The 21012-nt window shown below is 62.6% G+C and carries 24 protein-coding genes; 7 read left to right on the plus strand and 17 right to left on the minus strand.

From position 1 onward, the window contains the following. Positions 1-13 precede the first annotated feature (13 nt). Together ACMGF8_RS04250 and ACMGF8_RS04255 are read left to right on the plus strand one after the other, a co-directional pair. A complete protein-coding gene (locus ACMGF8_RS04250; protein ID WP_416758786.1) occupies positions 14-640 on the plus strand; it encodes a hypothetical protein in 627 nt (208 codons plus the stop codon). 4 nt (positions 641-644) lie between these two features. Beyond that, positions 645-1073, plus strand: coding sequence for an imm11 family protein (locus ACMGF8_RS04255; protein ID WP_207166763.1), 429 nt, complete (start codon positions 645-647; stop codon positions 1071-1073). An 18-nt stretch (positions 1074-1091) separates the two neighbouring features. Here ACMGF8_RS04255 and ACMGF8_RS04260 read toward each other — a convergent pair whose 3' ends face one another. From ACMGF8_RS04260 to ACMGF8_RS04295, 8 genes are all read right to left on the minus strand, one after another. Then, positions 1092-1355 (minus strand): hypothetical protein, encoded by a 264-nt coding sequence (locus ACMGF8_RS04260; protein WP_102862300.1) that lies wholly within the window; start codon positions 1353-1355, stop codon positions 1092-1094. Between the two features lie 8 nt (positions 1356-1363). Continuing rightward, positions 1364-2623 (minus strand): PAAR domain-containing protein, encoded by a 1260-nt coding sequence (locus ACMGF8_RS04265; RefSeq protein ID WP_102862301.1) that lies wholly within the window; start codon positions 2621-2623, stop codon positions 1364-1366. 22 nt (positions 2624-2645) lie between these two features. Then, positions 2646-3080, minus strand: coding sequence for a DcrB-related protein (locus ACMGF8_RS04270; RefSeq protein WP_102862302.1), 435 nt, complete (start codon positions 3078-3080; stop codon positions 2646-2648). A gap of 129 nt (positions 3081-3209) precedes the next feature. Continuing rightward, entirely contained in the window at positions 3210-3581 is a 372-nt protein-coding gene (locus ACMGF8_RS04275) for a hypothetical protein (protein WP_102862303.1), read from the minus strand. Then, on the minus strand, positions 3569-4093 hold the full coding sequence (locus ACMGF8_RS04280; protein WP_102862304.1) for a hypothetical protein: 525 nt from the start codon (positions 4091-4093) through the stop codon (positions 3569-3571). The genes ACMGF8_RS04275 and ACMGF8_RS04280 overlap by 13 nt, the downstream gene beginning before the upstream one ends. 166 nt (positions 4094-4259) lie before the next feature. Next, positions 4260-4535: an HU family DNA-binding protein gene (locus ACMGF8_RS04285; RefSeq protein WP_102862305.1), complete on the minus strand. Its 276-nt coding sequence runs from the start codon at positions 4533-4535 to the stop codon at positions 4260-4262. A 189-nt stretch (positions 4536-4724) separates the two neighbouring features. Next, on the minus strand, positions 4725-5873 hold the full coding sequence (locus ACMGF8_RS04290) for an NAD(P)/FAD-dependent oxidoreductase (protein WP_102862306.1): 1149 nt from the start codon (positions 5871-5873) through the stop codon (positions 4725-4727). Positions 5874-5915: 42 nt separating this feature from the next. After that, positions 5916-6083 (minus strand): rubredoxin, encoded by a 168-nt coding sequence (locus ACMGF8_RS04295; RefSeq protein WP_025130776.1) that lies wholly within the window; start codon positions 6081-6083, stop codon positions 5916-5918. A gap of 203 nt (positions 6084-6286) precedes the next feature. Between ACMGF8_RS04295 and ACMGF8_RS04300 the strand changes: the two genes are divergently transcribed. Both ACMGF8_RS04300 and ubiA read left to right on the plus strand, forming a co-directional pair. Then, a complete protein-coding gene (locus ACMGF8_RS04300; RefSeq protein WP_416758791.1) occupies positions 6287-6850 on the plus strand; it encodes a chorismate--pyruvate lyase family protein in 564 nt (187 codons plus the stop codon). After that, a complete protein-coding gene (ubiA, locus tag ACMGF8_RS04305; RefSeq protein ID WP_416758793.1) occupies positions 6850-7740 on the plus strand; it encodes a 4-hydroxybenzoate octaprenyltransferase in 891 nt (296 codons plus the stop codon). Before ACMGF8_RS04300 ends, ubiA begins: the two co-directional genes overlap by 1 nt. A gap of 107 nt (positions 7741-7847) precedes the next feature. Here the strand turns inward: ubiA and ACMGF8_RS04310 are convergent, their stop codons facing one another. Continuing rightward, the gene (locus tag ACMGF8_RS04310; protein ID WP_102862309.1) at positions 7848-8231 is read right to left on the minus strand and encodes a hypothetical protein; all 384 of its coding nucleotides are present in this window, start codon (positions 8229-8231) and stop codon (positions 7848-7850) included. A gap of 151 nt (positions 8232-8382) precedes the next feature. Between ACMGF8_RS04310 and phoB the strand changes: the two genes are divergently transcribed. From phoB to ACMGF8_RS04325, 3 genes are all read left to right on the plus strand, one after another. Beyond that, entirely contained in the window at positions 8383-9072 is a 690-nt protein-coding gene (gene phoB / locus ACMGF8_RS04315; RefSeq protein ID WP_003177195.1) for a phosphate regulon transcriptional regulator PhoB, read from the plus strand. A 91-nt stretch (positions 9073-9163) separates the two neighbouring features. Further along, the gene (phoR, locus tag ACMGF8_RS04320; RefSeq protein ID WP_102862310.1) at positions 9164-10492 is read left to right on the plus strand and encodes a phosphate regulon sensor histidine kinase PhoR; all 1329 of its coding nucleotides are present in this window, start codon (positions 9164-9166) and stop codon (positions 10490-10492) included. A 117-nt stretch (positions 10493-10609) separates the two neighbouring features. Continuing rightward, positions 10610-11950: a hemolysin family protein gene (locus ACMGF8_RS04325; RefSeq protein WP_102862311.1), complete on the plus strand. Its 1341-nt coding sequence runs from the start codon at positions 10610-10612 to the stop codon at positions 11948-11950. A gap of 48 nt (positions 11951-11998) precedes the next feature. Here ACMGF8_RS04325 and ACMGF8_RS04330 read toward each other — a convergent pair whose 3' ends face one another. The 8 genes from ACMGF8_RS04330 to ACMGF8_RS04365 all read right to left on the minus strand — a co-directional run bounded on the left by ACMGF8_RS04330 (position 11999) and on the right by ACMGF8_RS04365 (position 20925). After that, the gene (locus ACMGF8_RS04330) at positions 11999-12895 is read right to left on the minus strand and encodes a peptidoglycan DD-metalloendopeptidase family protein (protein WP_102862312.1); all 897 of its coding nucleotides are present in this window, start codon (positions 12893-12895) and stop codon (positions 11999-12001) included. Positions 12896-12956: 61 nt separating this feature from the next. Continuing rightward, a complete protein-coding gene (locus ACMGF8_RS04335) occupies positions 12957-13271 on the minus strand; it encodes a helix-turn-helix domain-containing protein (RefSeq protein WP_102862313.1) in 315 nt (104 codons plus the stop codon). After that, the gene (locus ACMGF8_RS04340) at positions 13264-13599 is read right to left on the minus strand and encodes a type II toxin-antitoxin system RelE/ParE family toxin (RefSeq protein ID WP_416758797.1); all 336 of its coding nucleotides are present in this window, start codon (positions 13597-13599) and stop codon (positions 13264-13266) included. Before ACMGF8_RS04340 ends, ACMGF8_RS04335 begins: the two co-directional genes overlap by 8 nt. A 435-nt stretch (positions 13600-14034) precedes the next feature. Beyond that, positions 14035-14988: a response regulator gene (locus tag ACMGF8_RS04345; RefSeq protein WP_102862315.1), complete on the minus strand. Its 954-nt coding sequence runs from the start codon at positions 14986-14988 to the stop codon at positions 14035-14037. 166 nt (positions 14989-15154) lie between these two features. Next, positions 15155-15916: a phosphate signaling complex protein PhoU gene (phoU, locus tag ACMGF8_RS04350; RefSeq protein WP_025130765.1), complete on the minus strand. Its 762-nt coding sequence runs from the start codon at positions 15914-15916 to the stop codon at positions 15155-15157. Positions 15917-16029: 113 nt separating this feature from the next. Next, positions 16030-16863 (minus strand): phosphate ABC transporter ATP-binding protein PstB, encoded by an 834-nt coding sequence (pstB, locus tag ACMGF8_RS04355; protein WP_102862316.1) that lies wholly within the window; start codon positions 16861-16863, stop codon positions 16030-16032. A gap of 90 nt (positions 16864-16953) precedes the next feature. Next, complete coding sequence (gene pstA, locus ACMGF8_RS04360) at positions 16954-18624, minus strand: phosphate ABC transporter permease PstA (RefSeq protein ID WP_102862317.1); 1671 nt, start codon at positions 18622-18624, stop codon at positions 16954-16956. 15 nt (positions 18625-18639) lie between these two features. Further along, positions 18640-20925 carry an ABC transporter permease subunit gene (locus ACMGF8_RS04365; protein WP_102862318.1) on the minus strand — a complete coding sequence of 762 codons (2286 nt, stop codon included), beginning with the start codon at positions 20923-20925 and terminating at the stop codon, positions 18640-18642. Positions 20926-21012: the final 87 nt, after the last annotated feature.

The raw sequence follows: 21012 nt of genomic DNA on the forward strand, positions 1-21012 counted from the left end.
GAGTAATCGAGAAATGAAAGCAGACACCAAGGAATTGCGCAGCAACTTCGAAAAGGCACTCCAGCTTTTCTTGAAGAGCGAGCTCTCGGCTTATCCCGGAGTCAAAGTCACCCGGAACAAAGTGGTGATTGCACATAAAGAATCGGGCGCCGTGGCGACCTTGCATTTCGAGTACCTGGCCAACACCCGCGCCTACGAAATCATCATCTTTGTCGAACACCCGGCCCTGCAGGCGGAGATCGAGCGGATAAGCCCGCCCTACCCGTCCAACCTGGCCAATCCGAAATTGCTCTACTGCATGTCGACGGTCAGCGAAAAAGACAGCTGTCCACTGCTGCCCGTGACCGAACAAGGCATTGAAAATACCTGCCAGGTGATTCTGCGCCGGCTCCAGGATGTTCACCTGCCTATCCTGTTCAACCTCTTCAACGTCAGCCCCGCACTGGTGAGCGATGTCATCGAGAGGCCAAAGTATTACGCCTATCCGGTCCCGCTGATTGTTATCGCCTTGAAAACCAACGCAATCCAACCGGACGACGCAACGCTAGCGAAGATTCTGAGCGAGCAGACCCTGGGCTACACCAACAACCAGGAACTGAAAGAGTCGTTCAACAAGCAACTCCTGGCGGCGCTGAGCTGAGCGCTTGCTGGAGCATGATTGCCTGTGGCTGCTGGGGGGCATTCCCCTGGTGTCGGCGCGCCTGGCGGACTTTCTCCACCAGCAGGCGCCGGCCGATGTCGAGCTGATCCAGCCCTTGCGCCTGGTGGCCGACCACCAGGAGGTCAGCCAGCCGTACTACATCGTCAACGCCATCCAGGCCGTCAAGGCCATCGACCACACGTGCTCCGAAGCGGAACGGACGGACGACGGCACCCTTCTCTACTTCAACAAGACCTGGTTCCTCGACAGCGTCGCCGGGATGGAGCAGATCGCCAGGGAACCGGATTCGGGAGACCTGCTGATCTCGGGCGCCCTGGCCGATGGCCTGATCGACACAGGCTTCAAGGGCGATAAAGGCCTGGGCCTCTACCGGGCCGAAGGTCGCTTCATGCCATACCGCAACCAGGCCTGATGCCAAGGCGAAGCCGGGTCAGATCGCGGTACCGCGATTCTTCCCCGGCTGGATGATCAGCAACTGATCCAGCTCGCGCTTCCTGGCGCGGGCGACAAATTCCAGCGCGGCTTGCAGGTCGTTCTGGAACAGCTCAAAGGTCGCCTGGTCGATGGCGTAGTACTCCTCGTAATCGACCATGCCGTTGCTGACCGGAAAGGAGACGTAGTGCTGGCCGGAGACTTCTTCGATGCCCATCGAGAACATCTCTTCACGGCTGACAAACAGATCGTTGAATTTCATTTCGGTCCTTAGAAGGTGAGGATTTTCCAGTCCAGGTCACTGGTCTTGAGGCCGCCGGCGTCGATCACTGCCTCGCTGGTGCCCTCGGGCAGCTTACCACCGGGGATCCAGCTCTCGTTGGCGCCGGCCTCGTTGCCTGAGGGAATGCGCAGGTTCATGTCCCGGGGCTTCGGCAGGTCGACACGCACCAGCTCGCCACCGGATTCGAAAAAGTTCTTCGGCAGGCCCAGGGCGTCTTCCAGCGCCCGGGGATTGCCCTTGGTGCGGGCCAGCAACTGGTCGATTTCGTGCCTGGGGGCGATAAACGAGGTGCCGTCCTTCTGGCCGATGCCGTACTTGTCCAGGTTGCCCTTGCTCATCAGGCGCGAGGCGCCCTTGTCGAACTGCGCCAGGTGCTTGGACATAAACTGGGGCGTCAGGTATTCCGAAGGGTCCGGGCGCGAGCCCTTGGGAATCGCCAGGATATCCGCCTCGCTGAAGCCGGGCTTGAACTGGGGCGGCTTGATGCCCTTGGCCATCTTCGGCCCCAGGCCCAGCAAGGCCATGCCGGCAACGCCTTGCAGCAAGTCACGATAGCCGGGGCCCAGGCGATCGCCCAGGTCACCCAGCAGGGACATCCCGGCGAACATCACCCCACCAATGGCCAGGGCCCCGAAAAATGCCGCCGCTCCGGCGCAGGCCGCCAATACCAGGGCCCCGCCGGCCGCCAACAGCCCCAATGCCTCCAGCCCAGTGTGCATCCAGCCTTCGATATCCAGGACGAAGGCCACCTGCACCGTGGGCCCGCCAATGAAGGTGTTTTCACTGCCGGTCTTGATGTGGGCGCCGCAAACCATCTTGCTTTGCAGGCGCGCGGCGGGCTTGCCGTTGATGGTGACCTTGGCGCTGCCCTCGGCGATCAGCACCGGGAACGGCCAGATCGGATGATTCAGCGGCAGGCCACTGCACGAGGACGAATGATCCTGGCCCGCGCGCATGGCGTTGCGCAGGTTGATGCGGACATTGAAGCTGCCCTCCACCAGCACCCCCGTGCTGGGTTCGGGCAGGTTGAAGATCGTGCTCAGGCCCTTGGCGATCTGGAACATCGACAAACCGCCGGCCGCAACCGACCCGGCGATGATGGCGATCGCCACGCCACCGGTGGCCACGGTCGCCGCCACCACCGCGGCGCCAATCAGGGCACCGACAACGGCCCCCGCCACCATCGCCGCCACGCCAAAACCGTGGGCGATCTCATCCCCCAGGCGCGCTGCTGCCAACATATCCATGGTGCGCTACTCAGCGAAGGGATCAGGCCCGCGAAGGCTGAGGCTTGAGGCTCTGCATGGCCTGTTTCCAGGCCGGCTCGTGGTGCACCAGGTCTTGCGGCGTGGTGGTCAGGGTGGTGATCAGCACCGCCGGCTTACGCTCGATGAACACCTGGCGCAGCATCAGCTCGCGACCTTCGCGTTTCCAGCTGTAGTCCAGCAGGACCGAGGCGTGGCCGTGCATGTCGAACTCCCAGCGCTTGATCAGGGTGAAGCCCGGCAGTTGCTGCTCGGCACCGCTCAGCTGCCGGGCCACGTAATCGGCGAATGAAGCGTCGCCCTGGCTCGGGTCGCGGCTGATGACGAAGCTGGCTTCCTGGGCGCCACCCACAGCCGGCAGCTTGAAGATATTGATGCTCTGGTCCTGCCAGGCGTCAGGGATGTCGAGGTCGGCTTCTTGAATGCGGTAAGAGGACAAGAGGTTCGCGTTCCATGCTGAGGGGGTCGGACAGCGGCGGATTTTCAAGCAATGACCGGCAACAATCAAGGAACCCGTCGGCAACTTTGAACAAACCGATCCACCCCGGCAAAGGCACCCGGATCAGGCTCAGCGTGCTTTCAGACAGGAGGCGTAAGCCTGGGCAAAGCGCCGGTCGAACTTGAGGGCCTGGGGCTCTTCGGGATCGATGCTGACATTCCACAGCGCTTGCTGCGGCACGTCGTAGCGAACCCAGCCGATGATCCCGCTGCCGGAGGTTTCGTAGAACAGCTGCAGGCTCAGTTCATCGCCATCATCGCGGTCGATCAGCAGCTTGAGTCGCTCTGGGGTGGTGAAGTCGCGGTAGGGAAAATCACTGCTCCTGACCATTTCGGTGAGGTAGCCGTAGCAGCCTTGACCCGGATTGGCCTCATCGGCCAGGGCCGGCAGGGTGCAAGCGCTGAGCAGCAGGCTCAGGCCCACCCGGTTCAAGTACCGCATGATTGCCCCTTGAGGGTCAGGGTTTGGATCTGATCGTTCATCTCGATCTTTGCCAGCACCTGGCGGTCGTGGGATTCCTGGTACTCGCTGAAGTTGTTGCGCTTGAGGATGTTCAGGGTGACGCGGATATGGGCGCCGGCATTCTGGTACTCGCTGCGCTCGGGGCCCTGGGCGGCGCCGGTGAGTTCCACCAGTTGCCCGCCGGTCTTGAGGTAGAGAAAGCGCTCATCCACTTCCACCAGCAAACGCGGCGCCTTGGGCGCCACGCTGTAGTCCTCGCGGGCCAGGGAATAGCCGCAGAGCCAGACGCCGGCGCTGTCGTATTTCTGACTGTGGAACCAGTTGAGGGCCTCGCGATAGCCGATCTGGGCCAGTCGCGAGTCGCTGCCGGCAAAGGCCGATGACAGGCCAAGGGAGAGGATGCAGCCCAGTAGCATGGCGGCGATATCGGGGCGCCCCAGGTAGCGCAACGCGGCCACCCGTGCCGGGGGTTTGTCAGTGGAACGGGTCATCCTTGGCCTTAGATCACGTGTCGGACAATCGCGCATCCTAGCCACGCCACCGCGGCTTCGCAAGCTGATCCGCAAGCAATCAGCGGGCAAAAAAAATAGGCACCCGATGCGCTCGGCGTGCCTATTTTCCCCTGCGAGCTCCCGCTGCCGGGAGCTCGCTCAATGCTTATGGGTTGACGCTGTCTTTCAGCGCCTTGCCCGGTTTGAATGCCACGGTGTTGCTGGCCTTGATCTTCACCGGCTCGCCGGTTTGCGGGTTCTTGCCGGTGCGGGCGCCACGGTGGCGTTGCAGGAAGGTGCCAAAACCAACCAGGGTGACGCTGTCTTTGCGGTGCAGAGCCCCGGTGATCTCTTCAAGGATGGCATTGAGCACGCGATTGGCCTGCTCTTTGGTCAGGTCCGCTTTTTCAGCAATGGCTGCGGCGAGTTCTGGTTTACGCATAGTGTGAAGCCTCTTTGACGGTTTTTTGTTGTTATGTCCGTGCTGTTCACGGGAACAGCGCCCAAGGCGCCGCAGGCTCTACGCTGCGGCAGACGGGAGTGAGGATGGCACGCGCTTGAGAGTGGCGCCAGTCTTGCCACGACCTTTGTAGGTGCAAAAACCCGGTTATTCCGACAGAACGACCGGTATTTAAGCCAGCAGGGCCGGGAGTTCCTTGTTCAGGGCCAGTTTCTCCATCACCGCCGCCCCGGTCAGGGCGTAACCCAGCAGCTGGCCGCTAGCGTCACGGCACAGCACCTTGATGTCGGCCCCTTGCCCTTCAGCGGTCCAGACACCTTCGGCGCCCCGTGGCGGTGGCGACACCACCAGCGGGCAGACCGGGGTCTTCACGGTGATCGGCATCGGCCCGTAGCTGACTGCGGTGGGCTTGCCGGCCAGGGTTTGCGCCAGGGCCCGGGCGCAGCTCATCAACGGCATCACGTACAGCAGGTTGAGGCCGTCGACCTCGGCGCAATCGCCCAGGGCATAGATATTGGCGTGGGAGGTTTTCAGCTCGCGGTCCACCACCACGCCGCGATTGACCACCAACCCGGCAGCCGCGGCCAGATCAATGCGCGGGCGCAGGCCAATGGCCGAGACCACCAGATCGCAGGCGATCACCTGGCCATCGGACAGATGGGCTTCCAGGCCGTCGGCGCAGCGTTGCAGGCGGTTGAGCACCGGTCCCAGGTGGAAGCGCGCGCCCAGGCTTTCCAGTCCGGCCTGGACCGCCGCCGCAGCAGCCGGGTGCAGCAGGGTCGGCATCACCTGTTCGCACGGGGCCACCAGATCCACGCTGTAGCCGCCAAGGATCAGGTCGTTGGCAAACTCGCAGCCGATCAGCCCGGCCCCCAGCAACAGCACCCGCCGCTTGCCCGCCGCCGCGGCGCGAAAGCGTGCGTAGTCTTCCAGGTCGTTGATGGGAAAAATCAGTTCGGATGCGTCGCCCTGCACCGGCACCCGTACGGTTTCCGCGCCCCAGGCCAGGATCAGATCCCGGTAGGCCACCGCCTCCTCACCAATCCACAAACGCTTGTGGCCCGGATCGATGCCGCTGATGCGGGTGTGGGTGCGAACCTCGGCCTTGAGCTGCTCGGCCATGGCGCCGGGCTCGGCCATGCTCAGGCCGTCGGCGTCCTTGTTCTTGCCAAAACCGGTCGACAGCATCGGCTTGGAGTAGGAACGGCCGTCATCGGCAGTGATCAGCAACAACGGCGTTTGGCCGTCGAGCTTGCGAAATTCCCGGGCCAGGTTGTAACCCGCCAGACCTGTTCCCACGATCACCACCGGTGCGCTCATTCCCTGCTCCTTGTTATTGGTCGTTCAATCCACAGAATTCGATCAGGCGATCTCGATCATTTCGAAATCCATCTTGCCCACGCCGCAGTCCGGGCAGAGCCAGTCTTCAGGCACATCTTCCCAACGGGTACCCGGCAAAATACCGTCGTCCGGCCAGCCTTCCGCTTCGTTATAAATCAGGCCGCAGACCACACATTGCCACTTTTTCATTGATGCATTTCCTCGGGAGTTCAGGCTCGGTCGATGGATCGACTCTAAAGGCCACGCTGATCAGCGTCCGGCACTGGGGGTTTTTTACTGATCACTACCGGCAGATGCAAGCACGTTCGTGCTGCCAGGCGTCCTGGATCAATCAAAACCGGCGATTGCCATGCTAAGCTCGCCGCCTCATTTGCTGCCAATACTGACCCACTGTGCCGCACTCAATGCCCCCCGCACCGGCCCCGACCTGGCTGGTGCAAAGCCGTCTGTCCCCATTCCCCGGCTCAGCCGTTGCCAACTGGCTGTTCGATGAAGGGTCGCTGACCCGGCGCCTGACCCGACTCTCCCGCGACGGCTTCAGCGTCACGCCGCTGGTGGAGGAATGGCAAACCCTGCGCAACGACGAGTGCGTGGCCCTGGGCCTGCCCGAACAGAGTGAAGGCTGGGTTCGCGAGGTGTACCTGCGGGGCCACGGCGAAGCCTGGGTGTTCGCCCGCAGCGTGGCCGCCCGCAGCGCCTTGCAGCAAGGCGGCTTGAACATCGACGAACTGGGCAGCCGCTCCCTCGGGGAACTGCTGTTCTGCGATGAAGCCTTTACCCGCCAGCCCATCGAAGTCTGCCGCTATCCGCAAGCCTGGCTGCCCACCGCCGTGGCCACCGAAGGGCTCTGGGGCCGGCGTTCGCGTTTCGATCGCGGCCCCTTGAGCCTGCTGGTCGCCGAGGTCTTCCTGCCCAGCCTGTGGCGCGCCATCGAAGCCCAACCGGAGGCCTACTGATGTACCTGAGCCTGCTCAAATCCCTCAATCGCCTGCATCCACGGGCCTGGGACTTCCTGCAACTGACCCGCATGGACAAGCCCATCGGCATCTACCTGCTGCTGTGGCCGACCCTGGTGGCCCTGTGGATCGCCGCCGAGGGCCAGCCCTCCCTGAGCCATGTGCTGATTTTTACCTTCGGCGTGATCCTGACCCGAGCCGGCGGCTGCGCCATCAACGACTTCGCCGACCGCAAGGTCGACGGCCAGGTCAAGCGCACCGACCAACGGCCCCTGGCCACCGGCAAGGTCAGCGCCAAGGAAGCCCTGGCACTGTTCGCGCTCCTCATGGGCGCAGCCTTCCTGCTGGTGTTGTGCACCAACGCCACCACGGTCTGGCTGTCGTTCGGCGCCCTGGCCCTGGCGGCCTGCTACCCCTTCATGAAGCGCTACACCTATTACCCACAGGTGGTCCTGGGCGCAGCCTATTCCTGGGGCATTCTGATGACCTTCACCGCGCAGAACAGCGAACTGCCAGCCAGTGCGTGGCTGCTGTACATCGCCAATCTGCTGTGGACCGTGGGCTACGACACCTACTACGCCATGACCGACCGCGACGACGACCTGAAGATCGGGGTCAAGTCCACGGCGATCCTGTTCGGCGATGCCGACCGGGTGATCATCCTGACCCTGCAGGGCTTGTCCCTGGGCTGCCTGCTGCTGGCCGGCGCACGCTTCCATCTGGGGGGCTGGTTCCACCTGGGGCTGCTGGTGGCGGCGGCGTGTTTTGCCTGGGAGTTCTGGTACACCCGAGATCGCGATCGGATGAAATGCTTCAAGGCCTTCCTGCACAACCACTGGGCCGGCATGGCGATCTTTATCGGCGTGGTCCTGGATTACACGTTGCGCTAGAGCGTCAAGCAAGGCCCTGCGGGCCTTTTCGCAGCTTCGCCATGGCTCAGCAGCGGCTACAGAGATCGGTGTAGCCGCTGCCGCAGGCTGCGAACGACCCGAAAAGGTCAGTCGGACTTGGCGACCTTCCAGGCGCCGTCCATCTTGCCGTCACCGGTCATGTCGCCGGCCTTCTTGTCCATCACGAAGCTGTACAGCGGCTTGCCGTCATAAGCCCATTGCATCTTGCCGTCGTCACGCTTGATCACCGTCCACTTGCCCATGTCCTTGTCGCTGCCCTCGGCCATCAGCGGCGGCCAGTTGGCGGCGCATTTGTCGTTGCACATGGACTTGCCACCGGTGTCCTTGGCAAAGGTGTAGAGGGTCATGCCCTGGAGATTGACCAGCACGCCGTCCTTGCTCATCGCCGGGTCGGCGGCCAGGGCAAATGTCGGCAAGGCCAGGACAGCGCCTACCAGCAGGACTTTCAACGATTGCTTGAACAGAGTCATGGAAACCTTCTTTTGTGGTTGTCAGGAATCGGACCCAAAGCGTAGTCGACGAAGCTGCACCGCGCCTCGCGACCTGAAATACTGTCACACGACTGCAATAATTCCGTTATCTAATGCGGCGCAAGACAGTTAAATGACAAGAGGTTCCAGCATGGTTGGCAGAAGCATTCTGATCGTTGACGACGAAGCGCCGATTCGCGAAATGATCGCCGTTGCGTTGGAAATGGCCGGCTATGACTGCATGGAGGCAGAGAACTCTCAGCAGGCCCATGCCATTATCGTCGACCGCAAGCCGGACCTGATCCTGCTGGACTGGATGCTCCCCGGCACCTCCGGCATCGAGCTGGCCCGACGCCTCAAGCGCGACGAGCTGACCGGGGACATCCCGATCATCATGCTCACCGCCAAGGGTGAAGAGGACAACAAGATCCAGGGCCTGGAGGTCGGCGCCGACGACTACATCACCAAGCCGTTTTCGCCCCGTGAGCTGGTGGCCCGCCTCAAGGCCGTGCTGCGCCGCGCCGGCCCTACCGATGGCGAAGCGCCGATCGAAGTCGGCGGCCTGCTGCTGGACCCCATCAGCCACCGGGTGACCATCGACGGCAAGCCAGCAGAAATGGGCCCCACCGAATACCGCCTGCTGCAATTCTTCATGACCCACCAGGAGCGTGCCTACACCCGCGGCCAGCTGCTGGATCAGGTCTGGGGCGGCAATGTGTATGTCGAGGAACGCACCGTAGACGTGCACATCCGCCGCTTGCGCAAAGCCCTGGGTGACGCCTACGAGAATCTGGTACAAACCGTGCGCGGCACCGGCTATCGTTTTTCCACCAAGGCCTGAGAACAGCGGCAAGCAACAAGCGGCGCGCCGATGAGTGACCGCTTCAACACTTGCAGCTCGGAGCTGCTTCACCCCCACGGACGTGTTTCAAGTGAATCAAAACTGGCATGGCACCCTGATTCGCCACCTGCTGCTGTTGATCACCGGCTGCCTGCTGGTGGGCCTGATCAGTGGTTACTACGGCTGGAGCCTGGCCGCCGGCTTAGGGCTCTACCTGGCCTGGACCCTCAAGCAGCTGCTGCGCCTGCACGAATGGCTGCGCCTGCATCAACCCGACGAAGCACCGCCCGACGGCTATGGCCTGTGGGGTGAGGTGTTCGACAGCATCTATCACCTGCAACGCCGCGACCAACGGGTGCGCGGGCGCCTGCAGGCGGTGATCGACCGGGTCCAGGAGTCCACCGCGGCCCTGAAAGACGCGGTGATCATGCTCGACAGCGACGGCAACCTGGAATGGTGGAACCGCGCCGCCGAAACCCTGCTGGGCCTCAAGACGCCCCAGGACAGCGGTCAGCCGGTGACCAACCTGGTGCGCCATCCGCGCTTCAAGGAATACTTCGAGCAAGACAACTACGCCGAACCGCTGGAGATCCCCTCCCCGGCCAACGACCGGGTGCGCATCCAGCTGTACATCACCCGCTACGGCAACAATGAGCACCTGATGCTGGTGCGCGACGTGACCCGCATCCACCAGCTGGAACAGATGCGCAAGGACTTCATCGCCAACGTGTCCCACGAACTGCGTACCCCGTTGACGGTGATCTGCGGCTATCTGGAGACCCTGCTGGACAACGTCGAGGAAGTGAATCCGCGCTGGAGCCGTGCCCTGCAACAGATGCAGCAGCAAGGCGGGCGCATGCAGACCCTGCTCAACGACCTGCTATTGCTGGCCAAGCTGGAAGCCACCGACTATCCCTCGGACAACCAGCCGGTGCCCATCGATGGGCTGCTGCAATCGATCAAGAGCGATGCCCAGGCCCTGTCCGGGGAGCGCAACCAGCGCATCACCCTGGAAGCCGACGCCTCGGTACAGCTCAAGGGCAGCGAGGCGGAACTGCGCAGCGCCTTCTCCAACCTGGTGTTCAACGCGGTGAAATACACCCCGGCCGAAGGCAATATCCGCATCCGCTGGTGGGGCGACGACCAAGGCGCGCACCTGAGCGTGCAAGACTCCGGGATCGGCATCGACAGCAAGCACCTGCCGCGCCTCACCGAACGCTTCTACCGCGTGGATTCGAGCCGCAACTCCAATACCGGCGGCACGGGCCTGGGCCTGGCCATCGTCAAGCACGTGCTGCTGCGTCATCGCGCACGCCTGGAAATCAGCAGCGTACTGGGCCACGGCAGTACCTTTACCTGCCATTTCGCCCCGGCCCAGGTTAAAAAAGCCGCAGCTGGCAGCCTTACCGAACAGCGCTGACCGTGGTTTGCCCCTAGGCAATCGCCCCGTCAGCCGCTACATTGCGTCACTTGTGCCTGCCATTCAGGCACCGCCTTTCCTTCTTCTTCGAATACACGGAACCCGCAAAACTCCATCATGGACCCTTCCCCTGGTTTCACCCTCGCGTCTCTGTTCGCCGACTTCGGCATGATTCTTTTTGCTCTGATCCTGGTCCTGCTCAACGGCTTTTTCGTTGCCGCAGAGTTCGCCATGGTCAAGCTGCGCTCGACTCGAGTCGAAGCCATCGCCCACAAGAACGGCTGGCGCGGGCAGATCCTGCGTACCGTGCACAGCCAGCTGGACGCCTACCTGTCGGCCTGCCAGCTGGGCATCACCCTGGCCTCCCTGGGCCTGGGCTGGGTCGGTGAGCCGGCGTTCGCCCACCTGCTGGAGCCGCTGTTGGGCGCCGTAGGCGTGAACTCCCCGGAAGTGATCCGCGGCGTTTCGTTCTTCACCGCGTTCTTCATCATTTCCTACCTGCACATCGTGGTCGGCGAGCTGGCGCCCAAATCCTGGGCGATCCGCAAACCCGAGCTGCTGTCGCTGTGGACGGCGGTACCGCTGTACCTGTTCTACTGGCTGATGTACCCGGCCATCTACCTGCTCAATGCCAGCGCCAACACCATCCTGCGCATTGCCGGCCAGGGCGAGCCCGGCCCGCACCACGAGCATCACTACAGCCGTGAAGAACTCAAGCTGATCCTGCACTCCAGCCGCGGCCAGGACCCCAGCGACCAGGGCATGCGCGTACTGGCCTCGGCCGTGGAAATGGGCGAACTGGAAGTGGTGGACTGGGCCAACTCCCGAGAGGACCTGGTCAGCGTCGAATTCAACGCGCCGCTCAAGGAAATCCTTGCCCTGTTCCGTCGCCACAAGTTCAGCCGCTATCCGGTCTACGACAGCGAGCGCAACGAGTTCGTCGGCCTGCTGCACATCAAGGACCTGCTGCTGGAACTGGCGGCCCTGGACCATATTCCCGAGTCGTTCAACCTGGCCGAGCTGACTCGCCCGCTGGAGCGTGTGTCGCGGCACATGCCGCTGTCGCAGTTGCTGGAGCAGTTCCGCAAGGGCGGTTCGCACTTCGCCCTGGTGGAAGAAGCCGACGGCAAGGTGATTGGCTACCTGACCATGGAAGACGTGCTGGAAGTACTGGTGGGCGACATCCAGGACGAACACCGCAAGACCGAGCGCGGCATCCTCGCCTATCAGCCAGGCAAGCTGCTGGTGCGCGGCGACACGCCACTGTTCAAGGTCGAGCGCCTGCTGGGCATCGACCTGGACCATATCGAAGCCGAAACCCTCGCCGGCCTGGTGTACGAAACCCTGAAACGGGTGCCGGAAGAGGAAGAAGTGCTGGAAGTCGAAGGCCTGCGCATCATCATCAAGAAGATGAAGGGACCGAAGATCATCCTGGCCAAGGTGTTGATGCTGGATTGACGGGCCCCTCGGCCCGTTCGCCGGCACGCCGGCGCCTACAGCAGCAGGTCATTTCTTGCCCAAGGCAAAATTCGGCAGGTCCCCCAGCGGCTGGTTGAACTGATAGGGAATCGACACCAGCCCCAGCCCGGTATTGCGCTGCACCACAAAATGCAGGTGCGGCCCGCTGCTGTTGCCGGTATTGCCCGACAACCCCAACGGGCTGCCCACCGCCACCCGCTGCCCTTCGCGCACAGTCACTGAACCTTGCTTGAGGTGCAGGTACACGCCCATGGTGCCGTCGTCGTGCAGCACCCGGACGAAGTTGCCCGCCGGGTTGTCGCCCCGCCCGTTCTGCGCATTCTCGGTCTTGACCACCACCCCGCCCCTGGCGGCGATGATCGGCGTGCCTACGGGCATGGCGATGTCCATGGCATAACGGCTCCTGGGACCGAAATGGCTGTATTGGCCATTGGCGCCCTGGGTCAGGCGAAACGGCCCGCCGCGCCAGGGCAGCGGGTAGCGATAGGCCTGGGTGGCGCCTGCCGGGTCGCCCAGGGAATAACGGAACCTGGGGACATAGCTCAAGGGCTGATCGGCGCGAATCGCCGTGAGCAGCGCCAGGCGCTGCCTGCTGCGGGCCGGCAGTACCTGTCGGATCGGGCGTCCGGGCGCTCCACTGACGTTGTGCAAACCGGCAAAGCCCAACTCGATCTCCACCGGCGCGTAGAGGTCGTTGCGCACATACACCGCGTCCCCGTCCTTGTGCTTCTGGATATCCAGGCGCACCTGGCGCTCCAGGTGTTCCTCCATGCGATCGCGGAACACGAACGCCTGGGCTCCCGGCGAAGGCCGGTCGCTGTAGGACACCACGCCATCGGCGTCGACGGATTTGTAGACGGTCATCGCCGCCAGCGAGGTGGCCAGCAGGGACAGTCCGCACAACAGCAGCAGGCGCACAAGCATTGGGCAGCCTCTTGGCAGGTTATGCAGGCACGCTAACAGCCGGATATGGAGCTTGTGTGAATCAGGCCGGGGCCAGAGGGTGCGTGCCCGACGCATCGAAATGGATATCCACGCCCAGTTGCGCGGCCTCCGACAGGTTGACCAGGGCATCGAGGGAGAACTTGTTGATCTTGCCGCTGAGTACGTCATTGAGACGTGGCTGGGAGATATTGAGGCGCTTGGCCGCCTCCTTCTGCGAGAGGCCCCAGGCTTGTACGGTCTTGCCCAGCTCAAGCATCAGCTTGGCCCGCAGGCGCATGTTGGCGGCTTCCTGGGGAGTGGCCTCAAGGGCATCCCAGACACTGGTGAACCGCTGAGTAACCGGTGAATCAGTCATGGCGTGAACCTGCTTCCTGATATCTGGCGCGAGCCAGTTCGATCTCCCGCGCTTCGGTCTTGCGGGTGGTCTTGCGCACCGCATGCAGCACATAGATGGTTGCCGGCCGCTTGACCACATAGAACACCCGAAACGCCCCTGAATCCTCATGGACCCTGATCTCGAAAACGCTCGGGCCGATGGTTTTCACCGACCTGCAATCGTAGGGCTGTTCACCCTGCTGCAGCAGATCCAACTGCAAACCGGCGGCCCGACGGGTATCTTCAGGGAACGCCCGGAGATCTCGCAGCGCGCTCCCGACAAACACCACATCCTTGTGCCTGGGCATCGAACCTCTCCTGTTAATGACCAGGAACAAGGCTAATCAACACGGCCAGGACCGGCCGCGCCGGGTTGTTTCAAGGCATGGCCACAAGCGCTGAAAGGCACTTAGCGCTACGCACGATCTATATCCAAACAGATATAAATCAAGGACAAAAAGACCAATCGGACGTACGCCAGAAAGTATCGAGGGGTACGGCGAAAGCCTTGCGGCTTGAGGGTTACGGCCTATGTTGCGAGTGGTTCGCTCGATAGCGGGATGGTGCAGCAGGCCGTCTCAGCGCAAGGCAAAAGTCCGCAACGGGAAAAGTGTTTTCCGCAGATTTCCGCAGCTTAGATCCTCGTAGGAGCCGGCTTGCCGGCGAAGAGACCCGCAAGCCTTGTGTTGCTCTTGTGGACGCTTTCGCTGGCAAGCCAGCTCCTACAAAGCGGACTGGGAGGATCAGGCGCCGGGAACGAAATGCTTCTGCGCGGTGCCGCGGGCGATCAGGCGCGAGATGTAATCGAGCTTCTGGGCATCCTGGTCGACGAAACGGAAGGTCAGTTGCAGCCAATCGCTGTCCGGCTTGGGCTCCAACGCCACCACCGCATGCAGGTAGCCGTTGAGCCGCGCCACTTCAGCGTTGTCGCCCTGCTCCAGGTCCAGCACCGCGCTCTCCAGCACTTGAGGCAGGCTGTCGGTACGCTTCACCACCAGCAACGCTTCCTTGATGCTCAGGGCCTTGATCACGCACGGCTGATTGCCGCTGGACAACCGCAGCTGGCCCTGGCCACGACCGCCACTGGCCGCTGCTGCGGGCGTCGGCGCCTTGACCGGAGGGCTGTTGAGCAAACCACGCGCCGGCGCTGCGGCTGCCGAGGCCGGCGCAGGGGCGGCCGGCTTGGCAAACGGATTGACCGGGGCCGAAGCCGCCCCCACCACCGCCGGCTTGCCGCCGGTCAGGGCGCTCAGGGAGTCATTGCCGAAGGCCGAGTTCATCTTGGTCGGCGCGCTGTTCATCAAGGTGTCGAGCTTGCCGACCTTGTTCAGCGCCTGCTTGACCTTGGTCAGCAGCTGTTCATTGGTGAAAGGCTTGCTCACATAGCCGGAAACCCCGGCCTGGATCGCCTGCACCACGTTTTCCTTGTCGCCACGGCTGGTGACCATGACGAACGGCATGGTTTTCAGCGCCTCTTGCTCACGACACCAGGTCAGCAGCTCAAGGCCGGACATTTCCGGCATTTCCCAATCGCACAGGACCAGGTCGAAGGCTTCGCGGGCGAGCATCGCCTGGGCCTTCTTGCCGTTGATCGCGTCTTCGATCTTGATGCCAGGGAAGTAGTTGCGCAGGCACTTCTTCACCAGGTCACGAATGAACGAAGCGTCATCCACCACCAACACACTTACCTTACTCATCGACCACCCCTTTAAAAATCCCGGCAAGCATAACGCTGGCTGATGGCACTTTGCCAAAACTCTTCAGTCACGCCGGGACTTTTCGTTCGCGGGTGCTGCTTTTCAAATTCGAGGAGCACAAACAAAAACGCCCGGCCAAAGGGCCGGGCGCTCTTCTCGGGCACTCTTACTTATCGTCAGCTTGATCCGGAACATTAGCGGATTCGCCACTTGTGCCTTCAACTTCTTCCTTCATGCGCTTGAGCCCCAAATGGCGCACGTCGGTGCCACGCACCAGATAAATCACCAGCTCGGAAATGTTGCGCGCGTGATCGCCGATCCGCTCCAGCGAACGCAGCACCCAGATAATGCTCAGAACCCGCGAGATAGAGCGCGGGTCTTCCATCATGTAGGTGGCCAGCTCGCGCAGTGCGGTCTTGTATTCACGGTCGATGATCTTGTCGTACTGAGCCACGGAAAGTGCCAGGTCGGCATCGAAGCGGGCAAAAGCGTCCAGGGCATCGCGCACCATGTTGCGCACCTGGTCGCCGATGTGCCGCACCTCCACGTAGCCACGAGGAGCTTCGCCCTCTTCGCACAACTGGATGGCCCGACGGGCGATCTTGGTGGCTTCGTCGCCGATGCGCTCCAGGTCGATCACCGACTTGGAGATGCTGATGATCAGGCGCAGGTCGGAAGCCGCCGGCTGGCGACGGGCGAGGATGCGCAGGCATTCCTCGTCGATATTGCGCTCCATCTGATTGATCTGATCGTCAATCTCGCGCACCTGCTGGGCCAACCCGGAGTCGGCTTCGATCAGCGCGGTGACCGCGTCATTGACTTGCTTCTCCACCAGCCCGCCCATGGCCAGCAGGTGGCTGCGCACCTCTTCCAGCTCGGCATTGAACTGCGCGGAGATGTGGTGGGTGAGGCCTTCCTTCGAAATCATGGTTCTGCTCCACAAAAGCTGTAAGCCGCAAGCTACAAGCTGCCAGTTGATAGGTTTCGTCGCGTTGAACTGCTGTTACTTGCCGCTTGAAGCGTGCGGCTTGCAGCTGCTTTCTAGCCGTAACGCCCGGTGATGTAGTCTTCGGTCTGCTTCTTCGCCGGATTGGTGAACAGCGTATCGGTATCGCCGAATTCCACCAGTTTGCCCATGTACATGAACGCGGTGTAGTCGGAAACCCGCGCCGCCTGCTGCATGTTGTGGGTCACGATGACGATGGTGAACTTGGATTTGAGCTCGTAGATCAGTTCTTCGACCTTCAGGGTCGAGATCGGGTCCAGGGCCGAGCAGGGTTCGTCCAGCAGCAACACTTCAGGTTCCACGGCGATGGTCCGGGCAATCACCAGACGCTGTTGCTGGCCGCCGGACAGGCCCAGGGCCGATTCGTGCAGGCGGTCCTTGACCTCATCCCACAGCGCCGCGCCCTTGAGCGCCCACTCTACGGCTTCGTCGAGCACACGCTTTTTGTTGATGCCCTGGATACGCAGGCCGTAGACCACGTTTTCGTAGATGGTCTTGGGGAACGGGTTGGGCTTCTGGAACACCATGCCGACCCGACGACGCAGCTCGGCCACGTCTTCGCCCTTGCGGTAGATGTTGTTGCCGTAAAGGTTGATCGCACCCTCTACACGGCAGCCGTCCACCAGGTCGTTCATGCGGTTGAAGGTCCGCAGCAAGGTCGACTTACCGCAACCGGACGGGCCGATGAAAGCGGTCACACGCTGCTTGGGGATGTTCATGCTGACATCGAACAGTGCCTGTTTCTCGCCGTAGAACAGGCTCAGGCCGGGCACTTCGATGGCCACGGTCTCTTGTTCCAGGCTCAGGCTCTGCTTGTCGCGGCCCAGGGCGGACATGTTGATGCCGTGAGTATGTGCTTCGTGTTGCATGGGATGCTCCCTGTGCTACCAATTCGTTTGTCGTGAACCGCAGGCGTCTGGCCTGCGGTGACATCATTCTGTTCTGTAGAAACCAGCCGATTAGCTGTCCAGCGCCTTGTACTTCTCGCGCAGGTGGTTGCGAATCCATACGGCCGACAGGTTGAGCACGGCGATCACCAGCACCAGCAGCAGCGCGGTGGCGTACACCAGCGGCCGCGCCGCCTCGACGTTGGGGCTCTGGAAGCCAACGTCATAGATGTGGAAGCCCAGGTGCATGATCTTCTGGTCCAGGTGCAGGTACGGGTAGTTGCCGTCCACTGGCAGCGACGGCGCCAGTTTCACCACACCCACCAGCATCAGCGGCGCCACTTCACCGGCGGCACGGGCCACCGCGAGGATCATGCCGGTCATCATCGCCGGGCTGGCCATCGGCAGGACGATCTTCCACAAGGTCTCGGCCTTGGTCGCGCCCAGGGCCAGGGAACCTTCACGCACGGTGCGGGGAATCCGCGCCAGGCCTTCCTCGGTGGCCACGATCACCACCGGCACTGCCAGCAGCGCCAGGGTCAGGGAAGCCCAGAGCAGGCCCGGGGTGCCGAAGGTCGGCGCCGGCAAAGCTTCGGGGAAGAACAGCCGGTCCACGGAACCGCCCAGCACGTAGACGAAGAAGCCCAGGCCGAATACGCCGTAGACGATGGCCGGAACCCCTGCCAGGTTGTTCACCGCGATGCGGATCACCCGGGTCAGGGTGTTCTGCTTGGCATATTCACGCAGGTAGACCGCCGCCAGTACGCCGAACGGGGTGACGATCATGGCCATGATCAAGGTCATCATCACGGTGCCGAAAATCGCCGGGAAGATCCCGCCTTCGGTGTTGGCTTCACGGGGGTCGTCGCTGAGGAATTCCCAGATCTTGCTGAAGTAGAAACCGATCTTGGTGAAGGTGCCCATGGCATTCGGCTGGTAGGCGTGCACCACCTTGCCCAGGCTGATCTCCAGCTCTTTGCCGTTGGCATCGCGGGCGGTCAGGCTGTCGCGATTGAACTGGGCGTGCAGGTCATTGAGCCGGGCTTCGATGTCCTGGTAACGGGCATTGAGTTCGGCCCGCTCGGCGTCCATGTCGGCTTGAGCGGCGGGGCTCATCCGGCCCTCCAGCTCCAGCTTGCGACCGTGCAGGCGGAGGCGCTCCAGACCGGCGTTGATCGCGCCGATGTCGGACTTCTCCAGGCTCTTGAGCTGGGCCGCCAGTTGGTTCACGCGGTTGATCCGTGCTTGCAGCTCAGGCCAGGCGGCCTCGCCTTCGGCGACCACCTTGCCGCTTTCCTTGACGTTGACCAGGTAGCCGTAGAAGTTGCCCCACTCACGGCGCTCGATGGCCATCAGCTCCTTGGGGTAACTCTGGTTGGTCAGCCACTCACCGACGATCCAGGTGAAGTCGTTGCCGTTCAGGTCACGGTTGCCGACCTTGATCAGCTCCCGGGTCATGAACTCCGGGCCCTGGTCGGGCACCGGCAAACCGGCACTCTTCAGGCGCGCGCGGGGCACTTCTTCCTTCTGCACCACTTCACCGATGACCAGGTGGTTGGCCTGGCCCGGCACGTCATAGCTGGCGTGCACCAGGTCGGCCGGCCAGAAGTGGCCGAGGCCGCGCACGGCGATCACCGCCAACAGGCCGATGGTCATGATGACCGCGATGGACACCGCGCCACCGCTGATCCAGACGCCCGGGGCGCCGCTCTTGAACCAGTCTTTTAGGGAGTTCTGTTTCACAGACTTCTACCTTTCTTAAAGCGACGAGTATTTCTTGCGCAGACGCTGACGAATCAGTTCTGCGAGGGTGTTCATGACGAAGGTGAACAACAGCAGCACCAGCGCCGAGAGGAACAGCACGCGGTAGTGGCTGCCGCCGACTTCCGATTCGGGCATTTCCACCGCGACGTTGGCGGCCAGGGTGCGCAGGCCTTCGAACAGGTTCATTTCCATGATCGGGGTGTTGCCGGTGGCCATCAGCACGATCATGGTCTCGCCCACGGCGCGGCCCATGCCGATCATCAGTGCCGAGAAGATCCCCGGGCTGGCGGTGAGGATCACCACCCGCGTCATGGTCTGCCACGGCGTGGCGCCCAGGGCCAGAGAGCCCAGGGTCAGGCCGCGAGGCACGCTGAACACGGCGTCTTCGGCGATCGAGTAGATGTTCGGAATCACCGCAAAACCCATGGCCAGGCCGACCACCAGGGCGTTGCGCTGGTCGTAGGTGATCCCCAGGTCGTGGGAGATCCACATGCGCATGTCGCCGCCGAAGAACCAGTTTTCCATGAAGGGGCTCATGTACAGCGACAACCAGCCCACGAACAGGATCACCGGAATCAGCAGCGCACTTTCCCAACCATCCGGCACTTTCAGGCGGATCGACTCCGGTAGGCGGCTGAAGATGAAACCGGCCACCAGAATGCCGATTGGCAGCAACATCAAGAGGCTGAAGATGCCCGGTAGATGACCTTCGACATAGGGCGCCAGGAACAGGCCGGCGAAGAAGCCGAGGATCACCGTGGGCATCGCTTCCATCAGCTCGATCACCGGCTTGACCTTGCGGCGCATGCCCGGGGCCATGAAGTAGGCGGTATAGATCGCTGCCGCCACGGCCAATGGTGCCGCCAGCAGCATGGCGTAGAACGCCGCCTTCAGAGTGCCGAAGGTCAGGGGCGAGAGGCTCAGCTTGGGTTCGAAGTCGGTGTTGGCCGCGGTGGATTGCCAGACGTATTTAGGCTCGTCGTAGTTCTCGTACCAGACCTTGCTCCACAGCGCGCTCCAGGACACTTCCGGGTGCGGGTTGTCCAGCAGCAGCGGCTGCAGCTTGCCACCGGCCTCGACGATCACCCGGTTGGCCCGTGGCGACAGGCCGAACAGGCCCTGGCCATCCACCACCTGATCCACCAGCAGGGTGCGGTGGGCGGTGCTGTGGAACACCCCGAGCTTGCCGGCGGCGTCCAGGGCAACGAAGCCCTTGCGACGCTCTTCGGCAGTGATTTCAACGATAGGCGCGGTGCCCATCTGGAAGGTGCGGATCTGCTTCAGGCGCAGTTCGCCATCCGGGTCGCGGGCCATGAACCACTGGGCCAGGCCACCCTTGGAGGTGCCGATGATCAGCGAGATGCCGCCCACCAGCTGGGTGCTGGCGGTAACTTCGGTGTCAGCGTCTTCCAGCAGTTTGTAGCGACCGTTGAGGCTCTTGTCCCGCAGGCTGAACACGTCGGCCTGGGCCCGGCCATTGATCACATACAGCCACTGCTGGCGCGGATCGATGTACATGGCCTTCACCGCCTCGGTCATCTGCGGCAGCTCGATGCGGCTCTGCTCGCTGGTGACCTCGCCAGTCATCATGTTTTCTTCGCGGGTCAGCTTCAGCACATGCAGTTGCGCACCGGTGGAACCGGCGATGATCAGCGACGAATCAGTGGCGTTGAGGTTGACGTGCTCCAGGGCACCGCCCTGCTCGTTCAGGGTGATCGGGCTGTCGCCGTAGGGGTACTCGATGGCCGGTGAGATGGTCTTCTTGCCGTCCGGGTAGCTGACCTTGTAGGTGTGGCGGAACACCAGGGCCTGGCCGTTGGACAGACCGACCACCACCAGCGGATTGCCGGGCTGGTCCTTGCCGATGGACACCACGTTGGCGCCGGCCGGGATCGGCAGGTCGACCTTGCGCAGCTCGGCACCGCTGTCGATGTCGAAGAACAGCGCCTGGCCCTTGTCGGAGACACGCATGCCGACCTGGTTCTGCTCTTCCAGGGAGAACATCAGCGGCTTGCCGGCGTCCTGCATCCAGGCCGGGGTCAGCGGGTCCTTGACGGTCAGGTCGGCGCCCTGGAACAGCGGCACCACGACATAGGCGAGGAAGAAAAAGATCAGGGTGATCGCACCCAGTACCGCCAGTCCGCCAACAAGGACGTACCAGCGGGTCAGGCGGTCTTTGAGCGCGCGAATGCGACGCTTGCGTTGCAGTTCAGGCGTATTGAAGTCAATGCGCTTGGGGGGAGAAGTCGTAGTCATGGGGGAATTGGCCAGATCATTCATGCGCACACCCTAGCGATCCTGTATGACAGAAAGATGACAATGCAGTGACGCAGCAAATCCGCCACGTGGCAAAGCCGGCAGCGGGTT

This window comes from Pseudomonas sp. BNK-7 (genome assembly GCF_048072025.1).
GTDB classification, from domain to species: Bacteria; Pseudomonadota; Gammaproteobacteria; order Pseudomonadales; family Pseudomonadaceae; genus Aquipseudomonas; species Aquipseudomonas danubii.

Bases quoted from the DNA above. Each gene is read 5' to 3' on its own strand.
- ACMGF8_RS04345 (WP_102862315.1), bottom strand. From the start codon at position 14,988: ATGAGTAAGGTAAGTGTGTTGGTGGTGGATGACGCTTCGTTCATTCGT.
- ACMGF8_RS04285 (WP_102862305.1), bottom strand. From the start codon at position 4,535: ATGCGTAAACCAGAACTCGCCGCAGCCATTGCTGAAAAAGCGGACCTG.
- ACMGF8_RS04365 (WP_102862318.1), bottom strand. From the start codon at position 20,925: ATGAATGATCTGGCCAATTCCCCCATGACTACGACTTCTCCCCCCAAG.
- ACMGF8_RS04260 (WP_102862300.1), bottom strand. From the start codon at position 1,355: ATGAAATTCAACGATCTGTTTGTCAGCCGTGAAGAGATGTTCTCGATG.
- ACMGF8_RS04250 (WP_416758786.1), top strand. From the start codon at position 14: ATGAAAGCAGACACCAAGGAATTGCGCAGCAACTTCGAAAAGGCACTC.
- ubiA (WP_416758793.1), top strand. From the start codon at position 6,850: ATGTACCTGAGCCTGCTCAAATCCCTCAATCGCCTGCATCCACGGGCC.
- ACMGF8_RS04340 (WP_416758797.1), bottom strand. From the start codon at position 13,599: ATGCCCAGGCACAAGGATGTGGTGTTTGTCGGGAGCGCGCTGCGAGAT.
- ACMGF8_RS04310 (WP_102862309.1), bottom strand. From the start codon at position 8,231: ATGACTCTGTTCAAGCAATCGTTGAAAGTCCTGCTGGTAGGCGCTGTC.
- ACMGF8_RS04335 (WP_102862313.1), bottom strand. From the start codon at position 13,271: ATGACTGATTCACCGGTTACTCAGCGGTTCACCAGTGTCTGGGATGCC.
- phoU (WP_025130765.1), bottom strand. From the start codon at position 15,916: ATGATTTCGAAGGAAGGCCTCACCCACCACATCTCCGCGCAGTTCAAT.
- ACMGF8_RS04290 (WP_102862306.1), bottom strand. From the start codon at position 5,873: ATGAGCGCACCGGTGGTGATCGTGGGAACAGGTCTGGCGGGTTACAAC.
- ACMGF8_RS04295 (WP_025130776.1), bottom strand. From the start codon at position 6,083: ATGAAAAAGTGGCAATGTGTGGTCTGCGGCCTGATTTATAACGAAGCG.
- ACMGF8_RS04275 (WP_102862303.1), bottom strand. From the start codon at position 3,581: ATGCGGTACTTGAACCGGGTGGGCCTGAGCCTGCTGCTCAGCGCTTGC.
- ACMGF8_RS04330 (WP_102862312.1), bottom strand. From the start codon at position 12,895: ATGCTTGTGCGCCTGCTGCTGTTGTGCGGACTGTCCCTGCTGGCCACC.
- phoB (WP_003177195.1), top strand. From the start codon at position 8,383: ATGGTTGGCAGAAGCATTCTGATCGTTGACGACGAAGCGCCGATTCGC.
- pstB (WP_102862316.1), bottom strand. From the start codon at position 16,863: ATGCAACACGAAGCACATACTCACGGCATCAACATGTCCGCCCTGGGC.
- ACMGF8_RS04280 (WP_102862304.1), bottom strand. From the start codon at position 4,093: ATGACCCGTTCCACTGACAAACCCCCGGCACGGGTGGCCGCGTTGCGC.
- ACMGF8_RS04325 (WP_102862311.1), top strand. From the start codon at position 10,610: ATGGACCCTTCCCCTGGTTTCACCCTCGCGTCTCTGTTCGCCGACTTC.
- ACMGF8_RS04265 (WP_102862301.1), bottom strand. From the start codon at position 2,623: ATGGATATGTTGGCAGCAGCGCGCCTGGGGGATGAGATCGCCCACGGT.